This is a genomic window from Stenotrophomonas sp. Y6, assembly GCF_022436665.1.
Classification (GTDB): Bacteria; Pseudomonadota; Gammaproteobacteria; order Xanthomonadales; family Xanthomonadaceae; genus Stenotrophomonas; species Stenotrophomonas acidaminiphila_A.
Genome location: NZ_JAKUKB010000013.1, coordinates 39,463 through 59,045, shown reverse-complemented (window position 1 = coordinate 59,045; position 19,583 = coordinate 39,463). Strand labels below are relative to the sequence as shown.

Here is a 19,583-nt window from a genome sequence, read left to right as displayed (position 1 = left end):
CCGTCCATGGAGCCCGTGCCGTGAAACCTGTCCTTTGCCTGTTGGTCGCAAGCCTGATGATGAATACCGCCGCCGCTTCCCCGCCCGTCCCCCCCGATGCTGAAAAGCGTCCCCACCAGGTCAGGGCGCCGTTCGGCGCGGTCCGCGAGGACGTGTACTACTGGCTGCGCGACGATGCGCGCAAGGACCCGGCGATGCTGGCCTACCTCAACGCCGAGAACGCCTACACCGATGCGCTGATGGCGCCGCTCAAGCCGTTGCAGGACACGCTCTACGCCGAGATCGTCGGCCGCATCAAGCAGGACGACGCCAGCGTGCCGTACCGCGAACGCGGTTACTGGTATTACACCCGCTACGAGACCGGCAAGGACTACCCGGTCCACGCCCGCCGCAAGGGCGACATGCAGGCGCCGGAAGAAGTGCTGCTGGACCTGAACGCCATGGCCGAGGGCAAGGGCTACTTCGCCGTCGACGACATGGAAGTCAGCCAGGACAACCGCCTGCTGGCCTGGGCCGAGGATGACGTCGGCCGCCGCCAGTACGTGATCCGCTTCAAGGACCTCGCCACCGGGCAGCTGCTGCCGGACGTGATCCACGGGGTGTCGCCGAACGTGGTGTGGGCCGACGACAACCGCACCCTGTTCTATGTCGAGAACGACCCGGAGACCCTGCTCACGGTGCGCGTGAAGAAGCACGTGCTCGGCACCCCGGCCAGCAGCGACGCGCTGGTCTACGAGGAAGACGACGACAGCTTCTACATGGGCGTGGGCCGCACCCGCGACGACCGCTACATCACCATCGGCGTGGACAGCACCGTGTCCTCCGAGCTGCGCTACGCGCCGGCCGCCGACCCGGCGGTGTTCACCGTGCTGGCGCCGCGCGAGCGCGACGTGGAGTACGACGCCGACCATTTCGACGGCCGCTGGGTGATCCGGACCAATGCCGACGGCGCCAAGAACTTCAAGCTGGTCACCGCGGCCGACGGCGCCACCTCGCGCGCGCAATGGCGCGACTGGGTGAAGCACGACCCGCAGGTGCTGGTGGAAGGCTTCGAGCTGTTCGACGGCTTCACCGCCATCGCCGAACGCGCCGAGGCGCTGGAGCGGGTGCGCCTGCTGTTCGCCGACGGCCGCAGCGAACTGGTCAGGGCCGACGAGCCGGCGTATTCGATGGGCCTGTCGGTCAACGCCGAACCGGACACCGACTGGCTGCGCTACAGCTACACCTCGCTGACCACGCCGGCCACCACCTACGAACTGAACGTGAAGACCGGCGAGCGGCGCCAGCTCAAGCAGCAACCGGTGATCGGCTACGACCCGTCGCTGTACCAGACCGAGCGCGTGTGGGTGACCGCGCGCGACGGCGCCCGGGTGCCGGTGTCGCTGGTCTACCGCAAGGGCTTCCGCAAGGACGGCACCGCCGCGCTGTACCAGTACGCCTACGGCAGCTACGGCATGTCGATGGATCCGCATTTCAACCAGAGCGTGGTCAGCCTGCTGGACCGCGGCGTGGTCTATGCCATCGCCCATATCCGCGGCGGCGAGGAAATGGGCCGCCACTGGTACGAGGACGGCAAGCTGCTGCGCAAGCAGAACACCTTCAACGACTTCATCGACGTCACCCGCGCGCTGGTGGCGCAGGGCTACGCGGCGAAGGACCGGGTGGCCGCGGCCGGCGGCAGCGCCGGCGGCCTGCTGATGGGGGCGGTCGCCAACCAGGCGCCGGCCGACTACCGGGTGATGGTGGCGCAGGTGCCGTTCGTGGACGTGGTCACGACCATGCTCGACGCCAGCATCCCGCTGACCACCAACGAGTATGACGAGTGGGGCAACCCCGAGCAGAAGCCGTACTACGACTACATGCTCGGCTACTCGCCCTATGACAACGTGCGGGCGCAGGCCTATCCGGCGCTGTTCGTCGGTACCGGGCTGTGGGATTCGCAGGTGCAGTACTGGGAGCCGGCCAAATGGGTGGCGCGCCTGCGCGACGTCAACACCGGCACCCATCCCATCGTGTTCCGCACCAACATGGAAGCCGGCCATGGCGGCAAGTCCGGCCGCTTCCAGCGCTACCACGAGCTGGCCGAGGCCTACGCGTTCGTGCTGTCGCAGCTGGACGTGGCGCACTGACGGCAGCGGCGTACGTGCCGGAGCCGCCCACCCCGCGCGGACCGCGCCCGCCACGCCTGCGCTGGGCGTGGTGGCTGCTGGCCTATGCCAGCCTCGGGGTGGGCATCGTCGGCATCTTCGTGCCGGGGTTGCCGACCACGGTGTTCGTGCTGATCGCGGCCTGGGCCGCCTCGCGCGGCTCCGCCCGGCTGCACCGCTGGCTGCTGTCGCATCCGCGCTTCGGCAAGGCCATCGCCGACTGGCAGGCGCACGACGCGGTCAGCCGCAGGGGCAAATGGATGGCCACCCTCACCATGCTGGCCTGCGCGTTGATCATGTTGTGGTGCGTGCCGCTGGCCTGGGTGAAGGCGATATCGATCGGCAGCATGGCCTGCGTCTGCACCTGGCTGTGGACGCGCCCGCTGCCGCCGGCAGAGTGAGCCCGGGTGCGTGGGCGCGCGGCTGTGTTGACCGCCGAGTGGATATACTCGGGCCATGAACAAGACGTCCCGCCTTCCGATGCTCGTTGCAGCCGCCTGTGCGCTGCTGGTCCTCACCGCCTGCGGCAACAAGGGGCCGCTGGTGATGCCGCAGAAGCCGGTGCCGGTGGAAGAGCAGGAAGTGAAGCCCGCCCCGCAGCCGCAGGCCGACGGCCCCGCACAGGACGCGAAGGCCGACGGCCACGATCATGAATAGGGCGGCCACGCCGCGCCTGCGTTTCAGCAAGATGCACGGTGCCGGCAACGATTTCGTGGTGCTGGACCTGCGTGACGGCACCCCACCGCCCGATGCCGGGCTGGCCGCGCGCCTGGCCGACCGCCACCGTGGCGTCGGCTGCGACCAGATCCTGACCATCGAGCCGCCGCGCGCCGCCGGCTCGGTGGCCTCATACCGGATCTGGAACTCCGACGGCTCCACCTCCCAGCAGTGTGGCAACGGCGCGCGCTGCGTGGGCGCCTGGCTGGTACGCGACGGCGCGGCGCAGGGGGAGGAATTCCTGATCGACAGCCCGCTGCGCACGCATGTCGTGCAGCGGCTGGACGCCGGGCATTACGCGGTGGCGATGGGCCGGCCCGGGTTCGCGCCGGCGTCGATTCCGCTGATCGGTTTCCCGCGCGCGCGCGAGGAATACGTGGTGCCGCTGCAGGGCGAGAACGTGCGCTTCGGCGCGGTGTCGATGGGCAACCCGCACGCGGTGCTGGAAGTGGGCCTGATCGACGCCGCCCCGGTGGAGCGGATCGGTCCGCTGCTGCAGCAGCATGCCTCGTTCCCGGAGTCGGTGAACGTCGGCTTCGCCCAGGTGCTGGACAGCGGGCATATCCGCCTGCGGGTGTTCGAGCGCGGCGTCGGCGAGACCCTGGCCTGCGGCAGCGGCGCCTGCGCCGCGGCGGTGGTGCTGATGCAGCGTGGCCGGCTGGCGCGCGATGCGGTGGTGTCGCTGCCCGGCGGCGACCTGCGCATCCAGTGGCCGGCCGATGACGCGCAGATCGTGATGTCCGGCCCGGCGGCCTTCGTATTCGATGGAGAGTGGATGGGATGAACGAAACCCTGGAGAAGATCGGCGCGCATGAAGTCGCGGCCTGGCTGCGGCGTCATCCAACCTTCCTCAAGCAGTTCCCCGACCTGGCGCTGACCCTGGTGGTGCCGCGTGATGACGGCCCGACCGCGTCGCTGGCCAGCTACCAGCTGGAAGTGCTGCGCGACAAGAACCGCGAGTTGTCGCGGCGGCTGGCCGAGCTGGGCGCCAACGCGCAGGTCAACGAGCGCCTGGCGGTGCGCACCCACCAGCTGACCCTGGCGCTGATGCGCCAGGGCAGCGCCGCCGACACCCTGCGCGCGATGGCCGCGTCGCTGGAGGAGGACTTCGCCGGCGACCTGGTGCGCATCGTCAGCCTGCAGCCGGTGGCGGAACTGGAACAGGCGCCATGGCTGCAGGTCATCGCCGCCGGCGACGCGCGGCTGGCGCCGTTCCACGACTGCCTGCAGGATGGCGAGCCGATCTGCGGCCGCCTGCAGCCGGAGAAGAACGAGGTGCTGTATGGCGAGCGGGTCGGCGAGGTGATGTCCACCGCGCTGCTGCCGCTGCCGGGCGTCGGCCTGATCGCCGTCGGCAGCCACGACCCCAACCGCTTCTATCCCGGCATGGGCACGCTGTTCCTGCGCATGATGGGCGAATCGCTGGTGGTGGCGCTGCAGCGGTTCCGCGCCGGCTGAGATGGCCGCGGCGATGAACGCCGTTGAAGCTTTCCTGTCCTACCTGCAGGTCGAGCGGCGCATGTCCGCGCACACCCTTGATGCGTACCGGCGCGACCTCGCGGCGCTGGCGCAGTGGTGCGATGCGCAGGGGGCCGGCGAACCGCTGGCGCTGGCAACCGACCAGCTGCGCGCATTCATCGCCGCCGGGCACCGCCGCGGCCTGTCGCCGCGCAGCCTGCAGCGGCGCCTGTCGGCGATCCGCAGCTTCTACGCCTGGCTGCTCAAGCGCGGCGCGATCGGCAGCAGCCCGGCGGCCAGGCTGCGCGCGCCCAAGGCGCCGCGCAAGCTGCCGCAGGTGCTCGATGCCGACGAGGCGGTGCGCCTGGTCGAGCTGCCGACCGACGCGCCGCTGGGCCTGCGCGACCGCGCGCTGCTGGAACTGTTCTATTCCTCGGGCCTGCGCCTGAGCGAGCTGTGCGCGCTGCGCTGGCGCGATATCGACCTGGCCAGCGCGATGGTGCTGGTGCACGGCAAGGGCAACCGCGAGCGCACCGTGCCGGTCGGTTCGCACGCGCTGGCGGCACTGCTGGCGTGGCGCAAGGACAGTGGCGGCAGCAACGACGGCCCGGTGTTCCCCGGCCGCGGTGGCGGCGCGATCAGCCAGCGCGCGGTGCAGATCCGGATCAAGCAGCTGGCGCAGCGCCAGGGGCTGTTCAAACATGTGCATCCGCACATGCTGCGGCACAGCTTCGCCAGCCACATCCTGGAGTCGTCCGGCGACCTGCGCGGCGTGCAGGAACTGCTTGGCCATGCCGACATCGCCACCACCCAGATCTACACCCACCTGGATTTCCAGCACCTGGCCAAGGTCTACGACGCGGCGCATCCGCGCGCCAAGCGGCGCAGCTCCCCGTCGGACTGAGCAGCGCTTCCGCACGGACGCAATGCCGCGTCTGGATAGGGCCGGCCGGGGTGCCATCGCGGCGGCATCCTGCGTGCCTGTCCCGCTTCCCGTTGAGCGCCATGGCCCCTTTGGTGCTGTCCGGCATCGATCCCGCATCGCTGCGGCCTTTGTTCGATCTCGATGACGCCGGGCTGGCGGCGCACCACGCCGTGCGCCACATCGCCGACAGCGCGCGCGGTTTCCCCTGTCGCGTCAGCCTGCGCGATGCCGCGGTCGGCGAGGAACTGCTGCTGGTGTCGTACCGGCACCCGCCCGCGGCGTCGCCGTACCGCGTCTGCGCGCCGGTGTTCATCCGCCGCGGCGCGATGCCGGCGCGGTTGGCGGCCAACGAGGTGCCGCCGCATGTCGCGCACCGGCTGCTGTCGGTGCGCGCCTGCGACCCCGCCGACTGCCGGGGGGCCGCCGAGGTGAGGGAGGGCGTGCAGGTGGGGGCGTGGCTGGGCAGCCAGCTGGACGACCCGGGCATCGCGCAGGCGCACCTGCACAGCGCCCGCCATGGCGGCTGCCTGTGCCATGCCGGGCGTGCCGGCGCGGATCCGCGCACTCAGCTGAGATGGAACATCGCCTTGGCCAGCAGCACGATGCCGAGCATGTGGCAGAAAACGCTGAGGTGGATGCGCCGGAAGCGGCGTTCGATGCGCGGGCCGTGACCGCGCGTGGCCATCGCCGCGGCGAAGTGGCCGAGCACGCTCAGCGCCAGTGCGATCTTCAGCGTGAGCAGCAACGCGAAACGGCTGGCCAGCGGCTGCGCCAGCGCCGCGCGGTAATGCCAGGCCATGCCCAGGTCACTGGCGTACAGCACCGCCAGTACCCACGGCATCACCCGGCGCGCGCGGCGGGCGATGGCCGCCTCGATGCGCTGCCGGGTCGCCGACACTTGTGACAGGGCGCTGCCGAGGATCAGCACCTCGAAGAACACCGCACCGACGAACATCAGTGCGGCGAACAGGTGCGCGGTGAGCAGCAGCGGGTAGGGAATCACGGTGTTCCTCGGGTGGCCGGGCCACGCCGCCATGAGGGTGGGGCCGCCGCTTGACCTGAATCAAGCTGTGGCCGCCCGCGGGCGGCTGCTTGAACCGTCGGCCACTGCCCCCATTGTTGCCGTGACACCCCGGAGGCCCCAATGGATCCCAGCCAGAACCCGAATGTTTTCCACGCCACCACCATCTGCTGCGTGCGTCGCGGCGAGCACGTGGCGATCGCCGGCGATGGCCAGGTCACGCTGGGCCACACGGTGATGAAAGGCAATGCGCGCAAGGTGCGCCGGCTCGGCCGCGACGGCCAGGTGCTGGCCGGCTTCGCCGGTGCCGCCGCCGATGCCTTCACCCTGTTCGAGCTGTTCGAGGCCAAGCTGGAGAAGCACGGCCAGCTGACCCGCGCGGCGGTGGAGCTGGCCAAGGACTGGCGCACCGAGCGCCGCCTGGGCAAGCTCGAGGCGCTGCTGGCCGTGGCCGACCGGGAAACCTCGCTGATCATCAGCGGCACCGGCGACGTGATCGAACCGGAAGACGGCATCATCGCCATCGGCTCCGGCGGTTCCTACGCCCTGAGCGCGGCGCGCGCGCTGCTGGCGCATACCCAGATGGACGCGCGCGCGGTGGCCACCGAGGCGATCAACATCGCCGGCGGCATCTGCATCTATACCAATACCAACGTGGTGGTCGAAGAACTCTGAGGGCACCTGCCGGACGCGACCCGCAGGCGGCTGGGGGCCACGTTCGGCATCCCGCTTCCACTGCGTCCGGCATCCCCTGCAGCCCGCGACTCCCGCCCCCCTCCGGCGCCCTCGTTTTCCAGGTAGAGCCATGACCCACAAGATCGAAGTTTCCTCCGCCACCATGACCCCGCGCGAGATCGTGCAGGAGCTGGACCGGCACATCGTCGGCCAGCACGACGCCAAGCGTGCGGTCGCCATTGCCCTGCGCAACCGCTGGCGGCGCATGCAGCTGCCGGCCGAGCTGCGCAACGAGGTGATGCCCAAGAACATCCTGATGATCGGCCCCACCGGCGTCGGCAAGACCGAGATCGCGCGGCGCCTGGCGACGCTGGCCAATGCGCCGTTCGTCAAGGTCGAGGCGACCCGCTTCACCGAAGTCGGTTACGTCGGCAAGGACGTGGAGCAGATCATCCGCGACCTGGCCGACACCGCGGTCAAGCTGTACCGCGAGCAGGCCAAGGTGCGGGTGCGCACCCAGGCCGAGGAGAAGGCCGAGGACCGCATCCTCGACGCGTTGCTGCCGCGGCGCAGCGTCGGCATCGGCTTCGATGCGGATGCCGCGCGCAACGAGCCGTCGGCGGCCGACAGCGAGACCCGCATCAAGTTCCGGCGCATGCTGCGCAACGGCGAGCTGGACGAGCGCGAGATCGAGCTGGAGATGTCCGCCAACGTGAGCATGGACATCATGACCCCGCCGGGCATGGAGGAAATGGGCCAGCAGCTGCGTTCGATGTTCGCCAACCTGGGCGGCGCCAAGTCGAACAAGCGCACGCTGACGATCAAGGCCGCACGCCCGCTGCTGGTCGAAGAGGAGGCCGGCAAGCTGGTCAACGAGGACGACATCCGCACGGCCGCGATCGAGGCGTGCGAGCAGCACGGCATCGTGTTCATCGACGAGATCGACAAGGTCGCCAAGCGTGGCGACAACGTGGGTGGGGGCGATGTTTCGCGCGAAGGCGTGCAGCGCGATCTGTTGCCGCTGGTGGAAGGCTCCAACGTGTCCACCAAGTACGGCACGGTCAAGACCGACCACATCCTGTTCATCGCTTCCGGCGCGTTCCACCTGGCCAAGCCCAGCGACCTGATCCCGGAGCTGCAGGGGCGCTTCCCGATCCGTGTCGAGCTGGGCGCGCTCAGCAAGAACGACTTCGTGCGCATCCTTACCGAGCCGAAGGCGGCGCTGACCAAGCAGTACGAAGCACTGCTGGCCACCGAGGGGGTCAAGGTGAGCTTCACCGCCGACGCCATCGAGCGCCTGGCCGAGATCGCGTTCCAGGTCAACGAGCGGCAGGAGAACATCGGTGCCCGCCGCCTGCACACGGTGCTGGAACGGCTGCTGGACACGCTCAGCTACGAGGCGCCGGACCGCGACGGTGAAACCCTGGCCATCGACACCGCTTACGTCGACCGGCACCTGGGCGAACTGGTGCAGGACCCGGACCTGAGCCGCTACATCCTGTAACCCCATCGCCTGTGCGATGACGGCGCCCCCTGTGGGCGCCGTCGTCGTTCCGGGCGCCGCCAGGGCGGGGCGTCAGGCATCCCAGCCCGCGCTGTCGTCGTGCGCCGGAAACACGCCCGGCTGGAACACCCCCTCGCGGACGTAGGCCTGCAGCACCACGTCCATCACCATCAGCCCGTCGCGCTCCAGGTCGTACTCTTCCGGCTGCGCCATGGCGTTGTACAGCGCGCCGGTCAGGCTGATGTGCAGCATGCGGCTGGCGGTGGCCGCGTCGACCCCGGGGCGCAGCTGCCCCAGTTCGCGCGCGCGCTCCAGGGTGCGGGTGACCATGTCCAGCTCCTCCTGCGAGTTCTGGCGCTGCATCGCCTGGATGCTCAGGCTTTCGCTGGACTGCTCGCTGCGCAGCAGGATCTCCATCAGGCTGCGTTGCCGCGGGTCGCCGGCCAGTTCGGCGAGCGAAACGCGGATGACCTCGCGCAGGTCCAGGATCGGCGTCTGCCGCTGCGGTGCGTAGGTGCGCTGCAGGCGCTGCACGAACGGCATGCGGTCGCGCTCGATCATCGCCTCCAGCACTTCGGTCTTGTTCCGGAAATGCCAGTACACCGCGCCGCGGGTATAGCCGGCACGGGTGGCGATCATCGCCAGCGTGGTGCCCACCACCCCGTGTTCGTGGAAACAGGCGATCGCCGCGTCGAGGATGCCCTCGCGGGTCGCCTGTGCGTCCTCTTTGCTCTTACGCGCCATCGCAGTGCCGTTGCACACAACTGACATGAAACATGTCTGAATTCTACCAATTTACAAACAGACATGCATGTATGTATCCTTCCGCGCTCTTTTGCCGTCATTCGATCGCGGTAACGTGCGCAGGCCCTTCCTGTGCGCCGCCGCGGGTGGCCGCCGTCCAGGGCGGGCCGGCCCGGTCGCATGGCTTCCTTCCTTACTGCCGAGTTTCCCCGCCATGAGTCGATCGATTCTCCGCCCCGTCCTCCTGTCGCTGCTGGTCGCCGGCGCACTGGCCGCCTGTGGCGGGCAGCCGCCGCAGCAGGGTGGTGGCCCCGGGCAGGTCACCGTCGTCACCCTGAAGGCCGAGCCGGTCACCCTGACCCGCGAACTGGTCGGCCGGGCCACCGGCTACCAGGTGGCCGAAGTGCGGCCGCAGGTCAGCGGCATCGTCGCCCGGCGCCTGTTCACCGAGGGCAGCGTGGTCAAGCAGGGCCAGCCGCTGTACCAGCTCGACGACGCCGCCTACCGTGCCCAGGCCAACAGCGCGCGGGCGCAGCTGGCGCGCGCCGAAGCCAGCGCCAACGCCGCGCGGCTGGCCGCGCGGCGCAGTACCGAGCTGGTCAAGAGCCGGGTGATCAGCGTGCAGGACGACGAGAACGCGCAGGCGGCCTGGAAGCAGGCCGAGGCCGACGTCGGTGCCGCCCGCGCCGCGCTGGACGCGGCCAACGTCACCCTGGGCTATGCCCGCATCACCGCGCCGATCAGCGGCCAGATCGGCAAGTCCAGCGTCACCCAGGGCGCGCTGGTCAATGCCGGCCAGGCCGAAGCGCTGGCCACCATCAACCAGCTGGACCCGATCTACATCGACGTCAGCCAGTCCTCGGCCGAGCTGCTGCAGCTGCGCCGCGAGCTGGCCGCCGGGCGCCTGCAGGGCGCGACCGGGCTGCCGGTGGACATCGTGCTGGAAGACGGCAGCACCTACGCGCACAAGGGCACGCTGGAGTTCTCCGAGGTCAGTGTCGACCCCGGCACCGGCAGCTATGGCCTGCGGGTGCGGGTGGACAATCCCGAGCAGGTGCTGATGCCGGGCATGTTCGTGCGTGCGGTGCTGGGCAGCGGCGTGCGCCAGGACGCGCTGCTGGTGCCGATGCAGGGCATCACCCGCGACCCCAAGGGCAATGCGAGCGCGATGGTGGTCGATGGCGAGGGCAAGGTCGCCCAGCGCGCGGTCACCGTCAGCCGTGCCATCGGCGACAAGTGGCTGGTCGAGGACGGCCTGAAGGCCGGCGACAAGGTCATCGTCGAGGGCCTGCAGAAGATCGGCCCGGGCATGCCGGTGCAGGCCACCGAGAAGGGTGCCGAGCCCGCCAAGCCCGCGGCACCCGCCGCGCCGGCCGCCCAGCAGTAAGCGGAGACATCCATGGCTCGCTTCTTCATTGATCGGCCCATCTTCGCGTGGGTCATCGCCATCATCATCATGCTCGCCGGCGCGCTGGCGATGCTCAAGCTGCCGGTCTCGATGTACCCGGAGGTCGCGCCGCCGGCGGTATCGATCTCGGCCAGTTACCCGGGTGCGTCGGCCAAGGTGGTCGAGGACTCGGTGACGCAGATCATCGAGCAGAACATGAAGGGCCTGGACGGGCTGATCTACTTCTCGTCGAACAGCTCTTCCAACGGCCAGGCCAGCATCACCCTGACCTTCGAGAGCGGCACCAACCCGGACATCGCCCAGGTGCAGGTGCAGAACAAGCTGCAGCTGGCGATGCCGCTGCTGCCGCAGGAAGTGCAGCGCCAGGGCATCAACGTCGCCAAGTCCAGCTCGGGCTTCCTCAACGTCGTCGGCTTCGTGTCCGAGGACGGCAGCATGGACGAGCACGACATCTCCGATTACGTCGGCTCCAACGTCCTGGACCCGCTCAGCCGGGTGCCGGGCGTGGGCTCGATCGAGGTGTTCGGCGGCAAGTACGCCATGCGCATCTGGCTGGACCCGAACAAGCTGCAGACCTACCGGGTCTCGGTGGACGAGGTGAGCGCGGCGGTACGCGCGCAGAACGCGCAGGTGGCCGTGGGCCAGCTGGGCGGCGCGCCGGCGGTGAAGGGCCAGCAGCTCAACGCCACCATCAACGCGCAGGACCGGCTGCAGACCCCGCAGCAGTTCCGCGACATCGTGCTGCGCACCGAGGCCGACGGCTCGACGCTGCGGCTGGGCGACGTGGCGCGGGTGGAGCTGGGCGCGGAAACCTACGACTTCGTGACCCGCTACAACGGCAAGCCGGCCTCCGGCCTGGCCGTCACCCTGGCCACCGGCGCCAACGCGCTGGACACCGCCGAAGGCGTGCGCAAGACCCTGGACGAGCTGGCGGCCAATTTCCCGCACGGGCTCAAGGCGGTGATCCCGTACGACACCACGCCGTTCGTGAAGGTGTCGATCAAGGGCGTGGTCAAGACCCTGCTCGAGGCGATCGTGCTGGTGTTCCTGGTCATGTACCTGTTCCTGCAGAACTTCCGCGCCACGCTGATCCCGACGATCGCGGTGCCGGTGGTGCTGCTGGGCACGTTCGGCATCCTCGCCGCGCTGGGCTTCTCGATCAACATGCTGACCATGTTCGCCATGGTGCTGGCGATCGGCCTGCTGGTGGACGACGCCATCGTGGTGGTGGAGAACGTCGAGCGCATCATGTCCGAGGAAGGGCTGTCGCCACTGGAGGCCACGCGCAAGTCGATGGGGCAGATCACCGGCGCGCTGGTCGGCATCGGCCTGGTGCTGTCGGCGGTGTTCGTGCCGATGGCGTTCATGAGCGGCTCCACCGGCGTGATCTACCGCCAGTTCTCGGCGACCATCGTCTCGGCGATGGCGCTGTCGGTGCTGGTGGCGATCGTGCTGACCCCGGCGCTGTGCGCGACCATGCTCAAGCCGCTGAAGAAGGGCCAGCACCATGTCGCCCACCGCGGCCTGGCCGGGCGCTTCTTCAACGGCTTCAACAATGGCTTCGACCGCACCAGCGCGACCTACCAGCGCGGCGTGCGCGGGATCCTGGCGCGGCCGTGGCGGTTCATGGCGGTGTTCGCGGCGCTGGCGGTGGCCATGGCGGTGCTGTTCATGCGCCTGCCCAGCTCGTTCCTGCCCAACGAGGACCAGGGCATCCTGATGGCGCTGGTGCAGGCGCCGGTGGGCGCCACCCAGGAGCGCACGCTGGAGTCGATCTACAAGCTGGAGGACCACTTCCTGCAGAACGAGAAGGACGCGGTGGAATCGGTGTTCTCGGTGCAGGGCTTCAGCTTCTCCGGCATGGGCCAGAACTCGGGCATGGCGTTCGTCAAGCTCAAGGACTGGGACGAGCGCACCGCCGACCAGGGCGTGGGCCCGGTCACCGGGCGCGCGATGGCCGCGCTGGGGCAGATCAAGGACGCCTTCATCTTCGCCTTCCCGCCGCCGGCGATGCCGGAGCTGGGTACCGCCTCGGGCTACACCTTCTTCCTGAAGGACAACACCGGGCAGGGCCACGAGGCGCTGGTCAACGCGCGCAACCAACTGCTGGGCATGGCCGCCAAGAGCAGCAAGCTGGCCAACGTCCGCCCCAACGGCCTGGACGATACCCCGCAGCTGCGGCTGGACATCGACGTGGCCAAGGCCGGCGCCCACGGGCTGTCGCTGGATGCGATCAACAGCACCCTGGCCACCGCGTGGGGCTCGAGCTACGTCGACGATTTCATCGACCGCGGCCGGGTCAAGCGCGTGTACATGCAGGCCGACGACGGCTTCCGCATGAACCCGGAGGACTTCAACTTGTGGACGGTGAAGAACAGCGCCGGGCAGATGGTGCCGTTCTCGGCCTTCGCCAGCCAGCGTTGGGACTACGGTTCGCCGCGGCTGGAGCGCTACAACGGCGTGTCCGCGCTGGAAATCCAGGGTGAGGCCGCGCCGGGCGTGGCCTCGGGCGACGCCATGGCCGAAGTGGAGAAGCTGGCCAGCCAGCTGCCGCCGGGCTTCAGCATCGAGTGGACCGCGGTGTCCTACCAGGAGCGCGAGGCCGGTGCGCAGACGCCGCTGCTGTACACCCTGTCGCTGCTGATCGTGTTCCTGTGCCTGGCCGCGCTGTACGAGAGCTGGAGCGTGCCGACGGCGGTGCTGCTGGTGGCGCCGCTGGGCATCCTCGGCGCGGTGCTGGCCAACACCTTCCGCGGCATGGAGCGCGACGTCTATTTCCAGGTGGCGATGCTGACCACGGTGGGCCTGACCTCGAAGAACGCGATCCTGATCGTCGAGTTCGCCAAGGAGCACCTGGAGAAGGGCGCGGGCGTGATCGAGGCGACGATGCATGCGGTACGCGACCGCCTGCGCCCGATCGTGATGACCTCGCTGGCGTTCGGCCTGGGCGTGCTGCCGCTGGCCATCGCTTCGGGCGCCGGTTCCGGCGCGCAGCGCGCCATCGGCACCGGCGTACTGGGCGGCATGATCGCCGGCACCGTGCTTGGCCTGTTCTTCATCCCGCTGTTCTTCGTGGTGGTGCAGCGCCTGTTCAATCGGCGCCGCCTGGCCGCGAACGGGGAACCGCCGCAGGCCTGACCGCTGCGCGGCGCTGGTCGCCGCGCCGGCATGGCGCCGCCGGGGCATGCCCCGGCGGCGTCGTCACGTGCCCTGGCGGTCAGTCCGGGCGGACCGCCGCATCCACCAGCTGCGCCTCCTCCACCGCCCCCAGGCGCTGGGCGAAGGCGGCCATGCGGTTGCACAGTTCGGCGCGGTGCTCGGGGAAGGCGGCGGCCAGCTCGTTCTGGATCTGCTGGTAGGCGTCCCAGAAGGCGGCGGAGCGGCGATGGCGGGCATAGTGGGCGCGCAGGCGTTCGCCGGCCTGGCGCAGCGATTCCCGATGGCGTCCGTGTACGGGCGGAATATGCATCGCGTCACCTTGATGGCAGTGCCCCCTGCATGACCGAGCATAGCCGGTGTCGATGACGCCGGGGTGGCAGTGCGATGGCGGAACTGCCTGGATGTGGACTGCGTCACACCCGGCGCGCTGGCGGCCGAACGGAGCAGCCGCGCGCGGCGCGGCCGCGGTCCTGCGCGGGCGCCGTGGCACCTTACTCGCCGATGTCCTCGTTCCAGACCTCGGGGTTGTCGGCGATGAAGCCGCGCATCATCGCGATGCAGCCGGCATCGTTCAGGTCGATGACCCTGACCCCGTTCTCGCGCAGCCAGTCGATGCCGCCGGCGAAGGTGACCGATTCGCCGACCACCACGGTGCCGATGTTGAACTGGCGCACCAGCCCGGAGCAGTACCAGCACGGGGCCAGGGTGGTGACCATGATGGTGTCGCGGTAGCCGCGCTGGCGGCCGGCCTTGCGGAAGGCGTCGGTTTCGCCGTGGATGGAGGGGTCGCCCTCCTGCACCCGGCGGTTGTGGCCGCAGCCGAGCAGGCGGCCATCGTTGTGGTACAGCGCCGCGCCGATCGGGATGCCGCCCTCGGCCAGGCCCTGGCGGGCCTCGGCGATGGCGGTGTCGAGCAGGGCGCGGTAGTCGGGCGTGGCGATCATCGGGGCAGGGATCCGTCGGGTGGCCGGCCATGATAACGGCGCCTTCCCGGGGGCCCGCCGCGCCGCCGCCGCGGGAGTGCGATAATCGGCCGCATGAGCGAATCCCCCTACAAGAGCGGCACCACCCACTTCGGCTTCCGCGACGTGCCGGCCAAGGACAAGCAGAAGCTTGTCGGCCAGGTGTTCACGTCGGTGGCCGACAACTACGACCTGATGAACGACCTGATGAGTCTGGGCATCCATCGGTTGTGGAAGCGCTACTTCGTGGCCACCGCCCAGGTGAAGCCGGGCGACCGCGTGCTCGACCTGGCCGGCGGTACCGGCGACATCGCCGTGCTGCTCAAGGAGCGGCTCGGCGCCGAGGGCAGCGTGGTGCTGGGCGACATCAATGCCGGCATGCTGTCGGTGGGCCGTGACCGCCTGACCAACCGCGGCCACGTGTCCGGCTTCGAGTGGGTGCAGCTCAACGCCGAGGCGCTGCCATTCCCGGACCAGAGCTTCGACCTGGTGACCATTTCCTTCGGCCTGCGCAACGTCACCGACAAGGACGCCGCGCTGCGCGAGATGTACCGCGTGCTCAAGGTCGGCGGCCAGGCGCGCGTGCTGGAGTTCTCCGAAGTCACCGCCGACTGGTTCAAGCCGATCTACGACTTCCACTCATTCAAGGTGCTGCCGCGGCTGGGCAAGCTGTTCGCGCGCGGCGACGGTGACAGCTACCAGTACCTGGCCGAGAGCATCCGCAAGCATCCGCCGCAGGAAGAACTCAAGGCGATGATGGCCGAGGCCGGCTTCGCGCGCTGCCATTACAAGAACCTCAGCGGCGGCATCGTCGCCATCCACTCCGGCTACAAGATCTAGGAGTGAGTGAAGAGGAGTGAGCAGCAAGAGACAGCGGATTTGCCCGCGCTCCTGCTTCTGCCTTCTCTCACTTCTCACTCCTCTTCACTCACTCCTCAGCTCCCTAGGAATCCCATGCGTTCACCCTTCCTGATGCTGCCCCTGGCCGTCGCGCTCGCCGCCGGCTGCGCCAAGGACCCCGCCGCCCCCGTCGCCGCCCCCGTCGCCGAAAAGCCCGCCGCCGCCGTGAACACCGTCAGCCGCAGCCACGATGAAAGCTCCTACGCCGAGCCGGACAAGGTCGTCATCAAGGACCTGGCGCTGGACCTGAAGGTCGATTTCGAGCAGAAGCAGATCGGCGGCACCGCCACCTATGCGCTGGAGTGGAAGGACAAGGCCGCCAGGCAGCTGGTGCTGGACACCCGTGAACTGAGCATCGCCAAGGTCGAGGCGCTGGCCGCCGACGGCGCCGCCACGCCGCTGCAGTTCGAGTTGGCGCCGGCGGACAAGGTGTTCGGCAGCAAGCTGACCATCCAGGCCCCGGAGCAGCCGGCCAGCGTGCGCATCACCTACCACACCGCGCCGACCGCCTCGGGCCTGCAGTGGCTGGAGCCGTCGATGACCGAGGGCAAGAAGCTGCCCTTCATGTTCAGCCAGTCGCAGGCCATCCACGCGCGCTCGTGGGTGCCGCTGCAGGACACCCCGAGCGTGCGCTTCACCTACAGCGCGCACGTGGCCAGCCGCCCGGACGTGATGGTGCTGATGAGCGCCGACAACGACCCGAAGGCGGCCCGTGACGGCGACTACACGTTCAAGATGCCGCAGCCGATCCCGTCCTACCTGCTGGCCATCGCCGCCGGCGACCTGGTGTTCGAGCCGATCTCGCCGCGCTCGGGCGTGTGGGCCGAGCCGGCCATGGTCAACAAGGCGGCCAAGGAGTTCGAGGACACCGAGAAGATGATCGGTGCCGCCGAGAAGCTGTACGGCGAATACCGCTGGGGCCGCTACGACATGCTGGTGCTGCCGCCGTCGTTCCCGTTCGGCGGCATGGAGAACCCGCGCCTGACCTTCGCCACCCCGACCGTGATCGTCGGCGACAAGTCGCTGGTCTCGCTGGTCGCCCATGAGCTGGCGCACAGCTGGTCGGGCAACCTGGTGACCAACGCCAGCTGGAAGGACATCTGGCTCAACGAAGGCTTCACCACCTACGTGCAGGCGCGCATCACCGAAGCGCTGTACGGCCAGGAGGCGGCCGAGATGGAGCGCGAGATCGACCAGACCGACCTGCTCAACGAAGTGAAGGACATGAGCCCGGCCGACCAGGCGCTGGCGCTGCCGCCGCTGACCGAGCGCGACCCGGACGACGCGCTGAGCCAGGTGGCCTACGTCAAGGGTGCGTGGTTCCTGCAGTTCCTGGAGCAGCGCTTCGGCCGCGAAGTGTTCGATCCGTTCCTGCGCGGCTGGTTCGATGACCATGCCTTCCAGAGCGCCAACACCGACCAGTTCGTCGAGTATCTGAAGAAGAACCTGCTGCCGAAGAACCCGACCGCGGTGAGCGACGCCGAACTGCACGCGTGGCTGGAAGAACCGGGTATCCCGTCGTTCGCACCGAAGGCGCGTTCGCGCGGCTTCGCCGTGGTCGATACCGCGCGCATCGCCTGGCTGGGCAGCGAGCAGCTGCCGAGCAACCAGGTGACCAGCCAGTGGACCACCCAGGAGTGGGTGCGCTTCATCGACGGCCTGGGCAAGACCGTGCCGGTGGCCAAGCTCGAACAGCTGGACAAGGGCTACCACTTCACCGGCACCCCGAACGGCGAGATCGCCATGCGCTGGTATCCGCTGGCCATCCGCAGCGGTTATACCCAGGCCCAGCCGGCCGCCGGCGAGTTCATCCAGAAGGTCGGCCGTCGCAAGCTGATCCTGCCGATCTACGCCGAGCTGCTGAAGACGCCGGAAGGCCTGGCCTTCGCCAAGGAGGTATTCGCCAGGGCCAAGCCGGGCTATCACCCGATCACCACCGCCTCGGTGGCCGACATGATCGCCAAGGCCGAGGCCGCGCCCAAGCCGTAACCGGCGTGTAGCAGCAGAACCGACAACGGCGGGCCCCCGGGCCCGCCGTTTCTGTCTGGGCCAGGGCGGGCACCGCAGCGGCAGGGCTGGGGTTCGCGGCAGCGGATGTTTAAAGTGGGCGCCACCGCGCGGCATTGCCGCGCCTGTCCACGCGGAGTCGCTCGATGAAACCCCTGACCCTTGGCGCCCTGTGCGTCGTCGCCCTGGCCGCCTGCAGCAACCCGGAAGCGGAGCGCCAGCAGCAGGCCGCCGCCGCCGCCCAGGAGCGTGCCCGGCGCGAGGCCGATGCCGACGGCATCGCCAGGCTCTACGACGCGGCGGTGACCGCCACCGAATGGGAGAAGGCGCGCGTCCATGGCGCCGCGCTGCTCGACCAGTTCCCCGATTCGGACGCCGCCCGCCGCATCGAACCCGGCTTCGCCGAGGTCAAGCAGAAGGCCGAGGCCGCGCGCGAGCTGCGCCGCATGCAGGGCCTGTGGAGCTACAACCAGGTATCGGTGGGCAGCAAGGGCGTGCAGCGCTCGGCGATGATCCAGGGCAAGGAGCGGGTCGATGTCGACGGCACCGGCCCCAAGGTGGTGCAGCTGGTGTTCCGCGACCATCCGGAATGGAAGCGCCACGCCTACCTGGTGCTGCAGACCGGCGACTTCGCCAAGGCCTGCTACGGCAGCTGCCAGGTCACGGTGACGGTGGACGACCAGGCGCCACGGCGGATGGCCGCGTACCGCCCGGATACCGACGAGGCGATCGCCATGTTCATCACCGACAACCGTGGCCTGTGGCGGCTGGCGCGCAAGGCCACGGTGGTGCGCATCGAATTCCCGGTGAAGGCCGGCGGCACCCGCACCGCGGTCTTCGAGACCGGCGGCCTGGATGGCAGCCAGATGCCCGCGGGCTGGGATTGAGCGGCATGCGCAGGGATGCCGGCTGCATGCCGCGACGCCGTGGCGCGCCGCGCGCGTACTGGCCATGCGTGCTGGTCGCGCTGCTGTGGCTGCCGCAGGCGTCGGCGCTCGCCTGCGGCAGCCTGCCCGCCGACATGCAGCGCCGGCTTGTGGCCGGGGACCTGCGACAGCAACAGACGTTGGCCGCCACGCTGGCCGCCGAGGCCGACGCCATCGTGATCGCCGACGTCGTGGCGCTCACTCCGGACGATGCCCGGGTGCATGTACGCCAGTGGATCAAGGGGGCAGGGGATGCGGCGCTGCAGGTGGCGCCGGCGAACCGGCTCGACGCCATCGGCTGCCTGCCGTCGGCGGAGTTCCGCAACGTCGCACTGCGCTCCGGGGAGGCCTACCTGCTCTACCTGGCCGGCGGCAGCGTACTGCGTGCGGGCCACCTGCGGCGCGGGCCTCAGGAGCTCACCCTGGAACAGGAGCTGGCGCAGGTGCGTGGGGCGAAGGTGTTGCCGGCAACGACGGAGGTGCGGTGATGGATCTGGCGATCGTGCTCGTGGTCAGTCTGCTGGCCATTGCCCTGCACGTGGCGTTGTACCTGCTGTTCCGGCGCTGGATGGACCGTGACTTGGCGCTGTCGCTGGCCGGCGACGACGCCGGCAAGCGGTGCTACATGCTCGATTGCCTGCAGCGGGCCAGGCGCGAAGGCGTGCGCAGGCGTGACCTGCCGGCCTGGCTGGAGCGCGAGGCCGCCCGCTACGAACCGCGCGCATGAGCCCCGGCCGCGCGGTCAGAACGCGGGCCCGGAGGTGATCCGTAGGTGCGGGGCTTGCCCCGCATGGTGGCTTTGCGGGTAACGGCCCCGTGCCGGGCAAGCCCGGCACCTACACGAAGAGCGGGGCCCTTTCCGCAGGTGTGTCCCGGCCTCGCGGTCAGAACGCGGGCCCGGAGGTGATCCGTAGCTGCGGGGCTTGCCCCGCATGATGGCTTTGCGGGTAAGGGCCCCGTGCCGGGCAAGCCCGGCACCTACACGAATGGCGGCGCCCTTTCCGCAGGTGTGTCCCGGCCTCGCGGTCAG

At 69.5% G+C, this 19,583-nt stretch carries 20 protein-coding genes; 16 read left to right on the top strand and 4 right to left on the bottom strand.

What is annotated here, in order from left to right:
* The first annotated feature begins 20 nt into the window (after window positions 1-20).
* The 7 genes from MKP15_RS15515 (at window position 21) to MKP15_RS15485 (ending at window position 5,918) form a co-directional block, all read left to right on the top strand.
* Entirely contained in the window at window positions 21-2,129 is a 2,109-nt protein-coding gene (locus MKP15_RS15515; RefSeq protein WP_161615301.1) for a S9 family peptidase, read from the top strand.
* Window positions 2,130-2,143: 14 nt separating this feature from the next.
* Window positions 2,144-2,548, top strand: a complete 405-nt coding sequence (locus MKP15_RS15510; protein WP_240213322.1) for a YbaN family protein — start codon at window positions 2,144-2,146, stop codon at window positions 2,546-2,548.
* Between the two features lie 55 nt (window positions 2,549-2,603).
* Window positions 2,604-2,804 carry a lipoprotein gene (locus tag MKP15_RS15505; RefSeq protein ID WP_240213320.1) on the top strand — a complete coding sequence of 67 codons (201 nt, stop codon included), beginning with the start codon at window positions 2,604-2,606 and terminating at the stop codon, window positions 2,802-2,804.
* Window positions 2,797-3,648, top strand: coding sequence for a diaminopimelate epimerase (gene dapF, locus MKP15_RS15500; RefSeq protein WP_240213317.1), 852 nt, complete (start codon window positions 2,797-2,799; stop codon window positions 3,646-3,648). Before MKP15_RS15505 ends, dapF begins: the two co-directional genes overlap by 8 nt.
* Entirely contained in the window at window positions 3,645-4,322 is a 678-nt protein-coding gene (locus MKP15_RS15495; protein WP_161615304.1) for a DUF484 family protein, read from the top strand. The genes dapF and MKP15_RS15495 overlap by 4 nt, the downstream gene beginning before the upstream one ends.
* 1 nt (window position 4,323) lies before the next feature.
* Window positions 4,324-5,226 carry a tyrosine recombinase XerC gene (xerC, locus tag MKP15_RS15490; protein ID WP_240213316.1) on the top strand — a complete coding sequence of 301 codons (903 nt, stop codon included), beginning with the start codon at window positions 4,324-4,326 and terminating at the stop codon, window positions 5,224-5,226.
* 101 nt (window positions 5,227-5,327) lie between these two features.
* Window positions 5,328-5,918 carry a DUF1203 domain-containing protein gene (locus MKP15_RS15485; RefSeq protein ID WP_240213315.1) on the top strand — a complete coding sequence of 197 codons (591 nt, stop codon included), beginning with the start codon at window positions 5,328-5,330 and terminating at the stop codon, window positions 5,916-5,918.
* Here MKP15_RS15485 and MKP15_RS15480 read toward each other — a convergent pair.
* Window positions 5,813-6,250 (bottom strand): hypothetical protein, encoded by a 438-nt coding sequence (locus tag MKP15_RS15480; RefSeq protein WP_240213314.1) that lies wholly within the window; start codon window positions 6,248-6,250, stop codon window positions 5,813-5,815. The two genes, MKP15_RS15485 and MKP15_RS15480, sit on opposite strands and share 106 nt — an antisense overlap.
* Window positions 6,251-6,391: 141 nt before the next feature.
* On the opposite strand from MKP15_RS15480, the gene hslV reads away from it, so the two are divergent.
* On the top strand, window positions 6,392-6,943 hold the full coding sequence (gene hslV / locus MKP15_RS15475) for an ATP-dependent protease subunit HslV (protein ID WP_104938016.1): 552 nt from the start codon (window positions 6,392-6,394) through the stop codon (window positions 6,941-6,943).
* A 130-nt stretch (window positions 6,944-7,073) separates the two neighbouring features.
* The gene (gene hslU, locus MKP15_RS15470; protein ID WP_240213313.1) at window positions 7,074-8,447 is read left to right on the top strand and encodes an ATP-dependent protease ATPase subunit HslU; all 1,374 of its coding nucleotides are present in this window, start codon (window positions 7,074-7,076) and stop codon (window positions 8,445-8,447) included.
* 72 nt (window positions 8,448-8,519) lie between these two features.
* On the opposite strand, the gene MKP15_RS15465 is transcribed toward hslU, so the two are convergent.
* Window positions 8,520-9,218 carry a TetR family transcriptional regulator gene (locus MKP15_RS15465; protein ID WP_275692601.1) on the bottom strand — a complete coding sequence of 233 codons (699 nt, stop codon included), beginning with the start codon at window positions 9,216-9,218 and terminating at the stop codon, window positions 8,520-8,522.
* Window positions 9,219-9,405: 187 nt separating this feature from the next.
* Here MKP15_RS15465 and MKP15_RS15460 point away from each other — a divergent pair, with 187 nt between their 5' ends.
* Both MKP15_RS15460 and smeE read left to right on the top strand, forming a co-directional pair.
* Window positions 9,406-10,578, top strand: a complete 1,173-nt coding sequence (locus tag MKP15_RS15460) for an efflux RND transporter periplasmic adaptor subunit (RefSeq protein WP_161615308.1) — start codon at window positions 9,406-9,408, stop codon at window positions 10,576-10,578.
* Window positions 10,579-10,590: 12 nt separating this feature from the next.
* A complete protein-coding gene (gene smeE, locus MKP15_RS15455) occupies window positions 10,591-13,737 on the top strand; it encodes a multidrug efflux RND transporter permease subunit SmeE (RefSeq protein ID WP_240213312.1) in 3,147 nt (1,048 codons plus the stop codon).
* Window positions 13,738-13,816: 79 nt separating this feature from the next.
* Here smeE and MKP15_RS15450 read toward each other — a convergent pair whose 3' ends face one another.
* Both MKP15_RS15450 and MKP15_RS15445 read right to left on the bottom strand, forming a co-directional pair.
* Window positions 13,817-14,068: a hypothetical protein gene (locus MKP15_RS15450; protein ID WP_161615312.1), complete on the bottom strand. Its 252-nt coding sequence runs from the start codon at window positions 14,066-14,068 to the stop codon at window positions 13,817-13,819.
* A gap of 181 nt (window positions 14,069-14,249) precedes the next feature.
* A complete protein-coding gene (locus MKP15_RS15445) occupies window positions 14,250-14,702 on the bottom strand; it encodes a nucleoside deaminase (RefSeq protein WP_240213311.1) in 453 nt (150 codons plus the stop codon).
* Window positions 14,703-14,795: 93 nt separating this feature from the next.
* On the opposite strand from MKP15_RS15445, the gene ubiE reads away from it, so the two are divergent.
* The 5 genes from ubiE (at window position 14,796) to MKP15_RS15420 (ending at window position 19,280) form a co-directional block, all read left to right on the top strand.
* A complete protein-coding gene (gene ubiE, locus MKP15_RS15440) occupies window positions 14,796-15,560 on the top strand; it encodes a bifunctional demethylmenaquinone methyltransferase/2-methoxy-6-polyprenyl-1,4-benzoquinol methylase UbiE (protein ID WP_054662867.1) in 765 nt (254 codons plus the stop codon).
* 114 nt (window positions 15,561-15,674) lie between these two features.
* On the top strand, window positions 15,675-17,609 hold the full coding sequence (locus tag MKP15_RS15435) for a M1 family metallopeptidase (protein ID WP_161615314.1): 1,935 nt from the start codon (window positions 15,675-15,677) through the stop codon (window positions 17,607-17,609).
* Window positions 17,610-17,773: 164 nt separating this feature from the next.
* Window positions 17,774-18,514, top strand: a complete 741-nt coding sequence (locus tag MKP15_RS15430; RefSeq protein WP_240213310.1) for a hypothetical protein — start codon at window positions 17,774-17,776, stop codon at window positions 18,512-18,514.
* Between the two features lie 26 nt (window positions 18,515-18,540).
* Window positions 18,541-19,041 carry a hypothetical protein gene (locus tag MKP15_RS15425; RefSeq protein WP_240213309.1) on the top strand — a complete coding sequence of 167 codons (501 nt, stop codon included), beginning with the start codon at window positions 18,541-18,543 and terminating at the stop codon, window positions 19,039-19,041.
* Window positions 19,041-19,280: a hypothetical protein gene (locus MKP15_RS15420; protein WP_240213308.1), complete on the top strand. Its 240-nt coding sequence runs from the start codon at window positions 19,041-19,043 to the stop codon at window positions 19,278-19,280. The genes MKP15_RS15425 and MKP15_RS15420 overlap by 1 nt, the downstream gene beginning before the upstream one ends.
* Window positions 19,281-19,583 lie beyond the last annotated feature (303 nt).